The organism is Microbispora sp. H10949 (genome assembly GCF_014161435.1).
Classification (GTDB): Bacteria; Actinomycetota; Actinomycetes; order Streptosporangiales; family Streptosporangiaceae; genus Microbispora; species Microbispora triticiradicis.
In genome coordinates this window covers 274,991-288,927 of sequence record NZ_JABBWZ010000012.1, presented here as the reverse complement: position 1 = coordinate 288,927, position 13,937 = coordinate 274,991, and the positions used below count along the sequence as shown (strand labels likewise).

The window sequence follows — 13,937 nt, the reverse complement described above, 5'->3', positions numbered from 1 at the left end:
CGCCGAAGACGAGGACGGGGCGCAGCCGGACGACCAGGGCCCGGCGGGGCCGGGGCCGCCGGCTCCCGGCGGGGGCGGCGGGGGCGGCGGGGGCGGCGGGGGGCGCCGCGTGCCTGCCCGCGGTGCGTTCGTCGGCGTGGGCACGCATGAGATCGGCCCGCAGCCGCTCGCGGAAGTCGGGGCTCGGGCCGCCGTTCACCAGGGACCGCAGGGCCGTCACGCGCGCGGCGACCCGCCGGGTGCGGGCCGAGGTCCGGCCGCCCTTCCGGCGCGAGGGGCGCCACCAGCCGATCACGGTTCCCGCCATCCCCCGCTCGACGTCGGCGACTGTCCTTTCCCGGCCGGATCGACCGTGCTGCGAAGATCCGACCTGCGACATGCCCAACGACAGGGTGTGGGAATGGTTACGGGCCGTCAGCGAGATCGTCCGGGAGTGCCCGGGCGAGTGCCCTTATCGCCCGGAACTGGAGGGCCTTGATCGCTCCGGCCTTCTTGCCCATGATCTTCGCCGTCTCCGCGAGTGACATGCCCTCCACGAACCGCAGGATCACGCATTCCTGCTGCTCGGGGCCGAGTTGCTTGAGCGCCTGCATGAGGCGCTCGTTCACCATGTTCGCGACGACCGCGTTCTCGGGGATGTGCGGGCCGTCCAGAGGTGTGTCGAGAATCACCGCCGTGGTGACCTCAAGCCGGTTGCGTCCCGACTTGTAGTGATCGGTGATCAGGTTGCGGGCGATGGTGACGAGCCAGGCGCCGAAGTCGCGGCCCTGCCAGGTGAAGTCGGCGATGCCCCGCAGCGCGCGCAGGAACGTGTCGCTCGTCAGGTCCTCGGCCAGCGCGTGGCTGCCCACCCGGAAGTAGACGTACCGGTAGACCAGGTCGAGGTAATGGTCGTAGAGGAGGCCGAACGCCTCGCTGTCGCCGGTCTTGGCGCGCAGCACGAGGCTTCGCATCTCGTCGTTCTCGCGGTCGTGTTCGTGGCTGTACTCGCGGCCGTGTTGTCGGCCACGGCCGCGCTCGGTGAGATCCGCGGAGCGCGCGGGCTGCGCGGATACGGCGGTGGCCGGAGGCGACAGCCCGGCCAACGGCCACAGGTTCGGCATCCGTTATCCCATGGGGGAAGGGGAGTCGGCGTGCGGCAACACTCTAGAAATCAACGGGAGATAACACAATCCGTTCGAGTGGAAGAACTCGCTGCCGGAGAACGGGCGCCACCGTGAAACACGGCGTCGGCGGTGCTCGGGCGCTGATCGGGGGACGGAACGGACGGGCCGCCGCCGGATGCGGAGGCCCATCGGCGGCGCCGGATCCCGCACCCGTACAGGGCGACCGGCTACCCGTGCGAAGGCGTTGTCAGGCAGCATGGGTGCCACCATGGAAGTCCTCGTCGCTCTCCTCGCGTTCGCCGGCGCCCTGCTCGCCGGCATCACCACCGGCGTCCTCGTCGGGCGTCTCCGTGACGAGCCGGCCGGATGGCTGATCGCGTGGAGCATCGCCACGGGCGCGCTCGCGGTGTCGCTCGGCGCCGTCGCCGTCGGCCACCTCACCGGCTTCGGGTCCGTGACGTTCCGGGCGTACCAGATCACCGGGTCGCTGCTGGCCCCGCTGTGGCTGGCCGTGGGCGTGCTCCAGCTTCTCTCGGAGAAGGCGGCGGCCCGCTTCGCCGGGTGGCTGCTCGGCGCCGCTCTCACGGTCGTGGGCACGGTCATCATGGTGCTGGACCCCATCGTCGCCTCGGGGTTCGGCAAGACGCTGCCCGACGGCCCCGCCCACTGGGACCTGTGGCCCGAGTGGCTGCTGCGGGGCGTCCACGGCCTGGTGGTGTTCCTGCTCCTCCTCGCCCTCGGCATCGCGCTGATGAGCTGGCGCGACGGCGACGACTACGACGCCGACAACATGAACGCGACCGTGGTGCTCGCCCCCGCGGGCATGGCCCTCGCGGGCGCGCTGGAGTTCGGGCTTCCGGGGCTGCTGGTCGTCGCGCTGATGGCCGCCGCCGCCGGCGGCGTCTGGTACGCCGTGGCGCGTCCGCTCGCGCCGTACGACGACGAGGACGAGGACGAGGACGCGCCCGAGGAGGAGTGGCAGGACCGGCGCGGCGGGCGGGCCGACACCGCCCTGCGCGCCGAGAGCCGGGGGCCCTCCGAGACCAGGGTGCCCTCCGCCCCCTCGGGTCCGGCCGTCGCGGCGGGAGGCCCGGGAGGCCCTGGAGGTCCGGGAGCCAGGGGCGCGGCGGCGGGGGCGGTCCCGCCCGGCGCCGCGCCGCGCCGCTCGGGGCTGGGCGACCTGGTGGCCGAGTATCGCGCGGGCGAGCAGGGCGAGGTCGACTACGCGGCCCGCATGCGCCCCCCGGACGGCCGCCCGGAGATCCGCCCCGACGGGCGCCCGGACGGACGGCCGCTCGCCGACGACTTCGGCGGGCCCGCGACCGGCCAGCTGCTGGCCGCCGACCAGTACGGCCAGCCGCGCCGGCCCGACTACGCCATGCCCGCCGGCCCGGCGGCCGGGCAGGACCGGGCGATGCCCGCGACGGGGGCGGTCTATCCGGGGGCGCCGGCGGGCGCCACCCCGGTGGGCGGGGCGGAGCTGCCCAGCCCGGCCGACCTCGCGGCGAGCTTCGGCGTGGGCTTCGGCAGGTCCCGGCAGGGCGTGAGCCCGGAGGGGGCGCAGCAGGCGGGCCGCCCGGCCCGGCAGGGGGGCTCGGTGAAGCCGTCTCCCGGCATCTACGGCCTGCTGACCGTGTTCACGCTGCTGGACGGTTCGGGCGAGGCGTTCGACAAGCTGGCGGAGGAGACGGTGGAGGCGGTGCAGCGCAACGAGCCCGACACGCTGCTGTTCGTCTGCCACGCGGTGAAGTCGGCCCCGCTCCAGCGCATCGTCTACGAGCTCTACCGCGACGAGGTGGGCTACGGCGAGCACCAGAGGCAGCCGCACATGGAGCGGTTCACCACCGAGCGGGTGAAGTACGTGCTGGCCGCCAACGTCATCGAACTCGCCGTCAACGCCGCCAAGGTCGTCCCGCTCCCCACCCGGATGTGATCCGGGGAGAGGGGCTCAGCGGGCGAGGGCGGCGCGGAGGCGGGCCTCGTCGACCCTCCAGTACGTGTGCTGGACGCCGTCGACCAGGACGACCGGGATCATCTCCCAGTATTCGGCCTGATCCTCCGGTGAGGCGGTGATGTCGCGTTCCTCCCACGGGACGCCGAGCTCGCCCGCCACCCGCTCGACGACCGCGCGGGCGTCGTCGCACAGATGGCAGCCGGGCTTGCCGAGCAGGGTGATCCGGTGATCCGCAGGAGCCATGCCGCCAGCGTAGTCACGCTTCCGGCGCCCTCACGATCCGCGTGGTCACGATCCCGGCGGACCCGGATCGGCGACCGGCACACCCTCCTGGGACGCTGGTGAGCACGATCGACTTTGTGCATTGCTTCACAAAGGCACTAACCTGGATTCATTCCGTCGCATCCACCCTTGCGGCCGGGGGCGCACCGGCCGTCCGTCCCCCAGGAGTTCCGGCAAGTGATCCGCCGTATCCCGCAGGCACGCGATCGCGGTATCCCCGACGCCACCGTGGCGAGGCTGCCGCTCTATCTGCGTGCCCTGAACGGGATGGCCGAACGGGGCACGCCGACGGTGAGCTCGGAGGACCTGGCGGTCGCCGCGGGCGTCAACTCGGCCAAGCTCCGCAAGGACCTGTCTCACCTCGGGTCGTACGGAACCCGCGGTGTCGGCTACGACGTGCAGTACCTCATCTACCAGATCTCGCGTGAGCTTGGTCTCACCCAGGACTGGGCGGTGGCGATCGTGGGCGTCGGAAACCTCGGCCGGGCGCTGGCCAACTACGGCGGGTTCGCCTCCCGCGGGTTCCGCATCGCGGGCCTGCTCGACGCCGATCCGCACGTGGTCGGCGACCGCATCGCCGGTCTCGTCGTCGAGCACGCCGACGAGCTGGAGACGGTGATCAGGCAGCGCGGCGTGTCGATCGTCGTGATCGCCACCCCCGCCGCGCCGGCCCAGCAGGTCTGCGACCGTGTCATCGCGGCCGGCGTCACCAGTATTTTGAACTTCGCCCCCGTCGTCCTGGCTGTGCCTGACGGCGTAGATGTCCGTAAAGTCGATTTATCTATCGAACTGCAGATACTTGCGTTCCACGAGCAGCGCAAGGCTAATGGAGGACCCATCATGGCCGAGGAGTGGCCGGACGGGGTGGTCATGTGAGTGAGCCATCAGTGGGAGCGAGCTCATGAGTATCCTCGTCGTCGGCCTGAGCCACCGGACCACCCCGGTCGCCCTGCTCGAACGCGTGACGATCGGCGGGGACGCCCTCGTCAAGCTGCTGCACGACCTGCAGGCGGACGAGAACGTGTCCGAGGCGCTGGTCGTCTCCACCTGCAACCGCGTCGAGGTCTACGCCGCGGTCGACCGCTTCCACGGCGGCCTCGGCGCCGTGACGAACCTGCTCGCCGCGCACTCCGGCCTGCCGCACGAGCGGCTCGCGCCGCACCTGTACGTGCACTACGAGGACCGGGCGGTCCAGCACCTCTTCACGGTCGCCTGCGGGCTCGACTCCATGGTCGTCGGCGAGGGGCAGATCCTCGGCCAGATCAGGACCGCGCTCCGCCTGGCGCAGGAGGAGGGCACCGCCGGGACCACCCTCAACGAGCTGGCCCAGCACGCGCTGCGGGCCGGCAAGCGGGCGCACGCCGACACCGGCATCGACCGGGCCGGCGCCTCGCTCGTCGGGGTCGGCCTGACGCTCGCCGAGCGGGTCCTCGGGCCGATCGCCGGCAGGCGCGCCCTGGTGGTCGGCGCGGGCTCGATGAGCTCGCTGTCCGCCGCGACCCTCTCCCGCGCGGGCGTGACCGACATCGTCATCGCCAACCGCACCCGGGAGCGGGCCGAGCGGCTCGCCGAGACGGTCGGCGGGCGCGCCGCGGACCTGGCCGGCATCCCCGCCGAGCTGGCCGGGGCCGACCTCGTGATCTCCTGCGTCGGCGCCGGAACCCGCACGATCGACCCCGAGATGATCGGGGACCGCGACCGCCCGCTGTTCCTGCTCGACCTCGCACTGCCCCACGACGTGGACCCCGGCGTACGGGACCTGCCCGGCGTGACGCTCGTCGACCTGGAGTCGATGCAGCAGGACGGCGTGGGCGACGACGTCGCCGACGGCGGCCGGGCCGAGGCGATCCAGGAGGTCTGGCGCATCGTGACCGAGGAGGTCACCGCCTACCTGCACGCGGAGCGCGCCGCCCTGGTGACCCCCACGGTCGTGGCCCTGCGCAGCAAGGCCGCCGGAGTGGTGGAGGCCGAGATGGGCCGGTTGATGTCCCGCCTGCCCGGCCTCGACGGGCGGACCCGCGACGAGATCACCCAGACCGTACGGCGGGTCGTGGACAAACTGCTCCACGAGCCGACCGTACGGGTGAAGCGGCTGGCCGCCGCGCCGGGCGGCGACCAGTACGCCGAGGCGCTGCGCGAGCTGTTCGGCCTCGACCCGAACGCGCCCGACGCCGTGTCGTGCCTCGACCGCCTGGACGGCCTGGAGACCTTGGAAAACCTGGACAGCCTGAGGAGCCTGGACGGCATGCGGAGCCCGAAGAGCCCGGAGGTGGAGCGATGAGCACGCCTCTTCGTCTCGGCACCCGCAGGAGCCTGATGGCGACCACCCAGTCGGGGATCGTCGCCGAGCGGCTGACCGCCCTGACCGGCCGGGAGGTCGAGCTCGTCGGCGTCACGACGTTCGGCGACGTCTCCCGGGCCCACCTGACCCAGCTCGGCGGCACGGGCGTCTTCGTGAACGACCTGCGCGGCCGGCTGCTCGCCGGCGAGGTCGACTTCGCGGTGCACTCGCTCAAGGACCTGCCGACCAAGCAGGACGAGCGCATCGCGCTCGCGGCCATCCCCGAGCGGGACGACCCCCGCGACGCGCTCGTCGGCCCGGTGAGGCTGCGCGACCTGCCGCCCGGAGCCCGGGTCGGCACCGGGTCGCCGCGCCGGGTGGCCCAGCTGCGCCTGCTCCGGCCGGATCTCGACTACCTCCCCATCAGGGGAAACGCGGACACCCGCATCGGCAAGGTGACGTCGGGCGAGCTCGACGCCGTCGTGCTGGCCGCCGCCGGGCTGGCCAGGATCCGCCGGACCGGGGAGATCGCCCAGGTGTTCGAGGTCGGCGAGATGCTGCCCGCCCCCGGGCAGGGCGCCCTCGCCGTCGAGTGCCTGGCCGACCGTGACGATCTCGTCGAACTGCTGAGCGCCGTCGACGACCCGCTGACGCGGGCCGCCGTGGACGCCGAACGTTCGGTGCTCGCCGCCCTCGAGGCCGGTTGCGCGGCCCCGGTAGGTGCTTTCGCCTCCGGTGACGGGCACATTCTCAATCTGACCGCCACCGTCGTCGCCGTCGACGGCGCACGGTCGGTGCGCAAGTCCACCTCCGGACCTTCTCCGGCGGCAGTGGAGCTCGGCCGTGAACTCGCGGCAGCCATGATCGCCGAAGGGGCCGACACGTTGATGGGGGAGCAGGCCCATTGAGCCCCGCCGACCACACCACCCAGGCCCGATCCGGGTTCGTCGCCTTCGTGGGCGCCGGTCCCGGTGACGAGAACCTGCTCACGTTGCGCGGCGCCGACCTGCTGAGCAGGGCCGACGTCGCCGTCCTCGACCGCCGGGCGTACGGACCGCTGCTGCGCCACTGCCGCGAGGACGTCGAGGTCGTCGACATCTCCGCCGACGCGGCGGAGAACTCGGTGTCGCTGAAGACCATCCAGGCCGCCAAGGCGGGCCGCACCGTGGTGCGGCTGTGCTCGGGCGACCCGTCCTTCTTCTCCTCCGTCACCGACGAGGTGGCCGCCTGCGCCAAGGCGGACGTCGACTTCGAGATCGTGCCCGGCGTCCCGCCGGCCACGGCCGTGCTGACGTACGCCGGCATCCCGCCCGCGGCGTCGGCGCCGGAGTTCCGGATCGTGGACGCCGCGCAGGTGGACGACTGGGCGAGGCACGCCGACTGCGCGGGCACCCTCGTGATCTACAACGGCGTCGCGGACGCGGTCCCGATCAGCAAGGCGCTGATCGCGGGCGGCAAGCCCGACTCGACGCCGGTCGCGGTCACCAGCGACGGCACCACCACCGAGCAGTACACGGTGGTCTCCACGCTCGGGCGGCTCGGCCCCGACCTCAAGCACGCCGGGATGACCGAGCCCGCGCTGATCGTCGTCGGCGATGCGGTCGGCATGCGCGACCGCCTGTCGTGGTTCGAGACCAAGTCGCTGTTCGGCTGGCGGGTTCTGGTGCCGCGCACCAAGGAGCAGTCGAAGGGCCTGTCGGAACAGCTCCGCTCGTACGGCGCGGTGCCCGAGGAGGTGCCGACGATCTCCGTCGAGCCGCCCCGCACCCCGCAGCAGATGGACCGCGCCATCAAGGGCCTGGTCACCGGACGCTACGAGTGGGTCGCCTTCACCAGCGCCAACGCCGTCAAGGCCGTCCGCGAGAAGTTCGAGGAGTACGGCCTGGACGCCCGCGCGTTCGCCGGGCTCAAGGTCGCCGCGGTCGGCGAGGCCACGTCGCGGGCGCTGGTGGAGTTCGGCGTGAAGCCCGACCTCATGCCGACGGGCGAGCAGTCGTCCGAGGGCCTGCTGGCCGAGTGGCCGCCGTACGACTCGATGCTCGACCCGATCAACCGGGTGCTGCTGCCGCGGGCCGACATCGCGACCGAGACGCTGGTGGCGGGGCTGACCCAGCTCGGCTGGGAGTGCGACGACGTCACGGCCTACCGCACCGTGCGGGCCGCGCCGCCGCCCGCGCCGATCCGTGAGGCGATCAAGGGCGGCGGGTTCGACGCCGTGCTGTTCACGTCGTCCTCGACCGTACGGAACCTCGTCGGCATCGCCGGCAAGCCGCACAACGTCACGGTGATCGCGGTCATCGGGCCGCAGACGGCCAAGACGGCCGAGGAGTTCGGCCTGCGGGTCGACGTGATGGCCGACAGGCCGTCCGCCTCGGCCCTCGCCGCCGCGCTGGCGGACTACGGTGCGAAGATGCGCCACGCCGCGGTGTCGGCGGGCGAGGTGCCGCGCCGTCCCTCCCAGATGCGCCGGGGCGCGCGGCGCAGGGTGAAGTAGAACGCGTGAAGTAGCAGCGCGTGAAGTAGCAGCGCGAGTGGATTCGATTCGCGCGCGGCCCGCGGGGGCGATCCCGCGGGCCGCGCGATCCAGAGCGGGGAGATCGTTGTGAACGCCCGATACCCGGTGGCGCGGCCCCGGCGGCTGCGCCGCACCGCCGCGATGCGGCGGATGGTCGCGGGGACGCGGCTGCACCCGGCCGAGCTCATCCTGCCCGTGTTCGTCAAGGAGGGCATCGCCGAGCCGCAGCCGGTGGGCTCCATGCCCGGGGTCGTCCAGCACACCCGCGAGTCGCTGCGCAAGGCCGCGCACGAGGCGGCCGAGGCCGGGGTGGGCGGGATCATCCTGTTCGGGATTCCGGCGCACAAGGACGCCCGGGGCTCGGGCGCCGACGACCCCGACGGGATCGTCCAGGCGGCCCTGCGCGACCTCGCCGCCGACCTGGGCGACGCGCTGGTCCTGATGACCGACACCTGCCTGGACGAGTACACCGACCACGGCCACTGCGGCCTGCTGACCGCCGACGGCGAGGTGGACAACGACGCGACGCTGGAGCGGTACGCGTCGGCGGCGGTCGCCCAGGCGGCGGCCGGGAGCCAGATGATCGCGCCGAGCGGCATGATGGACGGCCAGGTGGGGGCCATCCGCGCCGCCCTCGACGCGGCCGGGTTCGCCGAGATCCCGATCCTGGCCTACGCGGCCAAGTACGCCTCCGGCTTCTACGGGCCGTTCCGAGACGCCGCCGAGTGCGCGCCGCAGTTCGGCGACCGCAGCGCCTACCAGCAGGACCCGGCCGGTCCGATCGGCGAGGCGCTGCGCGAGGTGCGCCTCGACCTGGCCGAGGGCGCGGACGCCGTCATGGTCAAGCCCGCGCTGGCGTACCTGGACATCCTGCGGCAGGTGCGCGACCTGGTCGAGGTGCCCGTCGCGGCCTACCAGGTCAGCGGCGAGTACGCGATGGTCGAGGCCGCGGCGGCCAACGGCTGGATCGACCGGGAGCGGGTGATCATGGAGTCGCTGGTCGCGATCCGCCGCGCCGGTGCCGACATGATCCTCACGTACTGGGCCACGGAGGTCGCCCGGGCACTATCCTGACCTCTCATCAGGGCCCTGCCAGGCGAGGGAAATCAGCAGGTACGTACCATCGTGCCTATCGCAGGGCGGCGGCGACGGAATGTCCGGCGCACGCCGCCGGTTTCGGGCGTGGCCGGGGCAGCGTGGCGAGGCGCCGCCGGGGCCGCGCGGCAGGGCGTGTCTCGTCGGAGACCGCTTAGGTCGCTTGTGGGGAGGAGCGCCATGGTCGGAGTACCGCTGGCCCGTCGTGCGAAACGGCGCGCGCATCACGCGCCACCGAAGATGACGTCGGTGCTCGAGTACGCCCAGCTGGGCTGGGCGAGCTGTATGGGAGCCCATCCGCTGGCCGAGGGGGGCAGGGCGTGCTCCTGTGACCGGGTGGGCTGTCCCGACCCCGGCATGCATCCGCTGTCGCCCGCCTGGCAGATGCAGGCCACGACGGACACCGCGCTGCTGACGCGGTGGTGGAAGCAGGATCCGGACGCGAACGTGATCCTGCCCACCGGCAGGGTGTTCGACGTCTTCGACGTGACGGCCGAGGCGGGCCGCCCCACGCTGGCGGCCATGGACGCCGCGGGCTTCGACACCGGCCCGGTCGCCGAGAACGGCGACCGGGTGCTTTTTTTCGTGGCCACGCGCGGCGCCCCCGAGGACGAGGACGAGTGGTGGTCCTGCCACCTCGACGCGGGCCCGGAGACCATCGACAGCACGCCGGGGCTGCGCTGGCACTGCCGGGAGAGCTACGTGCTCGCGCCGCCGTCCACCACGCCGTCCGGCGGGACCGTGAGCTGGATCAGGCCTCCCGACGGGCGTCCCCTGCCCGACCCGCTGCGCGTCCTCGACCTGCTCGCCGACTTCTGCGAGTAGTCTCCGCGAGTGGTTCTCGCGAGCGGTTCCCGGTACGACCACCGCGCCGGCCGGCCCGTAACCTGGAGGGCGTGACTCGTACGCAGACCTCCGAGGACCTGTTCGACCGCGCCCGCCGGATCGTCCCCGGCGGGGTGAACTCGCCGGTGCGCGCCTTCGGCGCCGTGGGCGGCACGCCCCGCTTCATGGCCTCCGGTGAGGGGCCGTACATCACCGACGTGGACGGCAACCGCTACGTCGACCTGGTGTGCTCCTGGGGCCCGATGATCCTGGGTCACCGGCACCCGGCGGTCGTGGAGGCGCTGGAGGAGGCCGTCGCCCGCGGCTTCTCCTTCGGCACCGCGACGGAGGGAGAGGTCCTGCTCGCCGAGGAGATCGTCGCCCGCGTGGCGCCGGTCGAGAAGGTCCGCCTGGTCAGTTCGGGCACCGAGGCCACCATGTCCGCCGTACGGCTCGCCCGCGGCTTCACCGGCCGGGCGAAGGTCGTGAAGTTCGCCGGCTGCTACCACGGCCACGTCGACGCGCTGCTGGCGTCCGCCGGCTCGGGCGTCGTCACCTTCGGCCTGCCGGACACCCCGGGCGTCACCGGCGCCTCGGCGGCCGACACGATCGTCCTGCCGTACAACTCGGTCGAGGCGGTCGAGGAGGCCTTCCGCGCGTTCGAGATCGCCTGCGTGATCACCGAGGCGTGCCCGGCGAACATGGGCGTCGTGCCGCCCGCCGACGGCTTCAACGCGCGCCTGCGTGAGCTGTGCACCGAGCACGGCGCGCTGCTGATCGTCGACGAGGTGCTCACCGGCTTCCGCGTCTCCGCCTCCGGCTGGTACGGCGTCGACCCCGTCGAGGCCGACCTCATGACGTTCGGCAAGGTGATGGGCGGCGGGCTGCCCGCCGCGGCGTTCGGCGGCCGGGCGGAGGTCATGGCCGCGCTCGCCCCCGAGGGCCCCGTCTACCAGGCCGGGACGCTGTCGGGCAACCCGCTCGCCTGCGCGGCCGGGCTGGCCACGCTGCGCGCCTGCGACGACGACGCGTACGACCGCATCGACGCCTCCGCCCTGGTCATCGGGCGGGCGGCCTCCGACGCGCTGGCCGCCGCCGGGGTGCCGCACCGCCTCCAGCGCGCGGGCAACCTCTTCTCGATCTTCTTCACCGACACCCCGGTCACCGACTTCGAATCGGCCCGCACCCAGAACACCGACGCGTACCGGGCGTTCTTCCACAGCATGCTGGACCAGGGCGTCTACCTGCCGCCGTCGGCGTACGAGGCGTGGTTCCTGTCGGCCGCCCACGACGACGAGGCGCTCACCCGGATCGCCGAGGCCCTGCCCCTGGCCGCGAAGGCCGCCGCCCAGGCCGCCGGCGCCTGAGACGGCCGGCTGCCGCCCTTGCCGGTCATGTACGCGAGAGCCGGCGGCAGTACGCGTATCCGATGCCCCGGGCCGCCCCGGTCACCACCGCCGTCCTTCGTCAAGCGCCACGGGTGAACTCCAGCCCGATCTGCTGCGCGATCCCGAAGTAGTCCTCCAGGTGCCACGTCCGCACGATCCGGCCTCCGGCCATCTGGTGGAAGTCCGACGCCCGGAGCTCGACCTCGCGGCCCGTGCCCTCGACGCCGAGCAGCTCCCCGGTGTGCACGCCGCGGCCGACCGAGCGCACGGCCACCATGTCACCGGACTCGACGAGGTGCTCGATCGTGACGGTCAGGCCGGAGAACACCCCTCGTAGGTGATCGATGCTCCTCTTCCATCCGTCGGGGCCGGTCGCGCTTCGCAGGGCCGGGACGGCCTCCCAGTCAGGGGCGAGGGCCTCGTCGACCAGCGCCGTGTCACCGGTGGCCAGGGCCTCGTAGAAGCGCCGCGCCGCGATCTCGTTCTCGGTAGCCATGAGTCCACGCTAGGGACGCGCGTCATGGCTGATCAAAGGCCTGTTCCGCAACACGTCATACGCTTCCGGTATGACGGATCTCGACCTACGGCTGCTGCGCTACTTCACCGTCGTCGCGGCGCACCTGCACTACGGCCGTGCCGCGGACGAGTTGCGCGTCGCGCAGCCGTCGCTGAGCCGGCAGATCAGCCGTCTTGAGGCCGAGGTGGGCGCGCGGCTTCTCGACCGCACGCGGCAGGGCACCCGGCTCACCGAGGCGGGAGAGGCCTTCCTCCCGCACGCGCGCGCGTTGCTGCGCGCGTCGGAGCAGGCCGTGGCCGTCGCCCGGGCCGCCGCGCAGCCCACCCGGATCACCATCGGCTACACCGCGGGCCTCATCGTCACGCCGGCGGTGCGGGACCTGCGGCACAGGCATCCCGACGCCGACGTACGCACGCTGCACCTGGAGTGGAACGAGCCGCGTGAGGCGCTGCTCGACCGGCGGGTCGACGCGGTGGTCACCCGGCTGCCGCTGCGAACCGGCGGCCTGCGCGTGACGATCCTCTACGACGAGCCGAAGATGCTGCTCGTGCCGATCGGGCACCGGCTGGCCGGCAAGGAGTCCGTCACTCTCGACGACATCGAGGGCGAGCCGATCCCCCGCTTCCCGGATCCCGAGTTCGACGCGTACTGGCGCGTCGACCCGCGACCCGGAGGCCGTCCCGCGCCCGACGGGCCCCTTGTCGAGACCATCGAGGACAAGCTCGAACACATCGCCGCGGGGCAGGCGGTAGCCATCGTCCCGGCCGCCCTGTACGCGGCCGGCATCCGCCCCGACCTCACCACGATCCCGCTGCACGGCGTCGAACCGGGTCACGTCGTCGTGGCGACCCGGGCCGCGGACCGCGGCCGGCTGGTCGCCGCGTTCCACACGTCGGCCCGCGACCACCTCCGCGGCTAGCCCCAGCCCGCGCCTCACTTCACCAAGGTCAGCGGGGGGAGGGGGAGGGAGTGGGAGCGGGGGCCGTGTGGGGGCGGGTGTTGGCGTAGAGGAGGCCGGCGAGGATGAGGGCGCCGGCGGCGACCGTGAGCGGGGAGACGGGCTCGCCGGTGAACAGGGCGGCAGAGGCGAGTCCGAAGACCGGCACCAGCAGGCCGTACGGCGCGACGAGCGAGGCGTCGTACCGGGTGAGAAGCCATCCCCAGACGGCGAACCCGCCGAGGGTCGACAGAAGTGCGGTGTAGAGCACGGCGCCCACGCCCTCCACGGTGAACGACCCCAGCGAGGACGGGCCCTCGGTCAACAGGGCCAGCGCCAGGAGGGGCGGCGCCGAGACGGCGCTGACCCACACCATGAAGCGGAGGGAGTCGGGCGGCGCGGCCCTGCGGGTGGCGACGTTGCCGAGCCCCCACCCGGCCGCCGAGGCCACACACAGCAGGAACGCCCCGAAGGGGATCGCCCCCGACTCCGCGACGACACCGGCCGCGATCAGGCCCAGGCCGGCGAAGGCCACGACCGTACCGGTGACCCGGCGCCGTCCGAGCCGCTCGCCGAGCAGCGCGGTCGCGAACAGCGCGGTGAAGACCGCCTGCACCTGGATGACCAGTGAGGTCAGCCCGGCGGGCATGCCGGCGCGCATGCCGAGCAGCAACAGGCCGTACTGGGCGACGCCGAGCGACGCGCCGGTGGCCAGCACCCACCGCCAGGGCACGCGCGGTCCTCCGGCGACCAGCACGGCGGGGAAGGCGGCCAGCAGGAACCGGAGGGCGGCGTACGTGAGCGGCGGGTAGTGCTTCAGGCCCGTCTGCATGACGACGAAGTTGCAGCCCCAGACGGCGGCGAGCGCGACGGCCAGAGCCAGGTGGCGGGGGCGCATGGATCGGTCGCCCGGAAGGTCAGCGGGAGTGACGCCGGTCCCGGCTCTGCCTGGCCTGCTTCGCCAGAGTCTCCAGGTAGGAGGTCTGCTCGGTACGGGTCGGCTTCGTGAAGAACTTGTTGAAGATTCGCATGAGCAA

The 13,937-nt window shown here is 72.9% G+C and carries 14 protein-coding genes; 9 read left to right on the top strand and 5 right to left on the bottom strand.

The features are described from left to right. Positions 1–307: hypothetical protein (locus HHX40_RS29605; protein WP_220499708.1), on the bottom strand; the 307-nt coding region annotated here is incomplete at its 3' end. Positions 308–404: 97 nt separating this feature from the next. Next, positions 405–1,103 carry a sigma-70 family RNA polymerase sigma factor gene (locus HHX40_RS29600; protein WP_182883196.1) on the bottom strand — a complete coding sequence of 233 codons (699 nt, stop codon included), beginning with the start codon at positions 1,101–1,103 and terminating at the stop codon, positions 405–407. Positions 1,104–1,374: 271 nt separating this feature from the next. Here HHX40_RS29600 and HHX40_RS29595 point away from each other — a divergent pair, with 271 nt between their 5' ends. After that, positions 1,375–3,039, top strand: a complete 1,665-nt coding sequence (locus tag HHX40_RS29595; RefSeq protein ID WP_182883195.1) for a putative quinol monooxygenase — start codon at positions 1,375–1,377, stop codon at positions 3,037–3,039. 15 nt (positions 3,040–3,054) lie between these two features. On the opposite strand, the gene HHX40_RS29590 is transcribed toward HHX40_RS29595, so the two are convergent. Continuing rightward, a complete protein-coding gene (locus tag HHX40_RS29590; protein WP_111699600.1) occupies positions 3,055–3,303 on the bottom strand; it encodes a glutaredoxin family protein in 249 nt (82 codons plus the stop codon). A gap of 216 nt (positions 3,304–3,519) precedes the next feature. On the opposite strand from HHX40_RS29590, the gene HHX40_RS29585 reads away from it, so the two are divergent. The 7 genes from HHX40_RS29585 to hemL all read left to right on the top strand — a co-directional run bounded on the left by HHX40_RS29585 (position 3,520) and on the right by hemL (position 11,425). After that, positions 3,520–4,218 (top strand): redox-sensing transcriptional repressor Rex, encoded by a 699-nt coding sequence (locus HHX40_RS29585; RefSeq protein ID WP_111699599.1) that lies wholly within the window; start codon positions 3,520–3,522, stop codon positions 4,216–4,218. A 25-nt stretch (positions 4,219–4,243) separates the two neighbouring features. Beyond that, entirely contained in the window at positions 4,244–5,623 is a 1,380-nt protein-coding gene (locus HHX40_RS29580; RefSeq protein ID WP_182883194.1) for a glutamyl-tRNA reductase, read from the top strand. After that, the gene (gene hemC / locus HHX40_RS29575) at positions 5,620–6,531 is read left to right on the top strand and encodes a hydroxymethylbilane synthase (protein ID WP_111699597.1); all 912 of its coding nucleotides are present in this window, start codon (positions 5,620–5,622) and stop codon (positions 6,529–6,531) included. Before HHX40_RS29580 ends, hemC begins: the two co-directional genes overlap by 4 nt. After that, complete coding sequence (locus HHX40_RS29570) at positions 6,528–8,117, top strand: uroporphyrinogen-III synthase (RefSeq protein ID WP_182872894.1); 1,590 nt, start codon at positions 6,528–6,530, stop codon at positions 8,115–8,117. The genes hemC and HHX40_RS29570 overlap by 4 nt, the downstream gene beginning before the upstream one ends. Before the next feature lie 108 nt (positions 8,118–8,225). Continuing rightward, positions 8,226–9,212: a porphobilinogen synthase gene (hemB, locus tag HHX40_RS29565; RefSeq protein ID WP_182872893.1), complete on the top strand. Its 987-nt coding sequence runs from the start codon at positions 8,226–8,228 to the stop codon at positions 9,210–9,212. Positions 9,213–9,413: 201 nt separating this feature from the next. Further along, complete coding sequence (locus tag HHX40_RS29560) at positions 9,414–10,058, top strand: bifunctional DNA primase/polymerase (RefSeq protein ID WP_111699594.1); 645 nt, start codon at positions 9,414–9,416, stop codon at positions 10,056–10,058. A 71-nt stretch (positions 10,059–10,129) separates the two neighbouring features. Continuing rightward, positions 10,130–11,425: a glutamate-1-semialdehyde 2,1-aminomutase gene (gene hemL, locus HHX40_RS29555; RefSeq protein WP_182883193.1), complete on the top strand. Its 1,296-nt coding sequence runs from the start codon at positions 10,130–10,132 to the stop codon at positions 11,423–11,425. A 100-nt stretch (positions 11,426–11,525) separates the two neighbouring features. On the opposite strand, the gene HHX40_RS29550 is transcribed toward hemL, so the two are convergent. Beyond that, the gene (locus HHX40_RS29550) at positions 11,526–11,942 is read right to left on the bottom strand and encodes an ester cyclase (RefSeq protein WP_182872891.1); all 417 of its coding nucleotides are present in this window, start codon (positions 11,940–11,942) and stop codon (positions 11,526–11,528) included. 70 nt (positions 11,943–12,012) lie between these two features. Here HHX40_RS29550 and HHX40_RS29545 point away from each other — a divergent pair, with 70 nt between their 5' ends. After that, positions 12,013–12,882: a LysR family transcriptional regulator gene (locus HHX40_RS29545; protein WP_182883192.1), complete on the top strand. Its 870-nt coding sequence runs from the start codon at positions 12,013–12,015 to the stop codon at positions 12,880–12,882. A gap of 28 nt (positions 12,883–12,910) precedes the next feature. On the opposite strand, the gene HHX40_RS29540 is transcribed toward HHX40_RS29545, so the two are convergent. Further along, positions 12,911–13,798, bottom strand: a complete 888-nt coding sequence (locus HHX40_RS29540) for an EamA family transporter (RefSeq protein WP_182883191.1) — start codon at positions 13,796–13,798, stop codon at positions 12,911–12,913. Positions 13,799–13,937 lie beyond the last annotated feature (139 nt).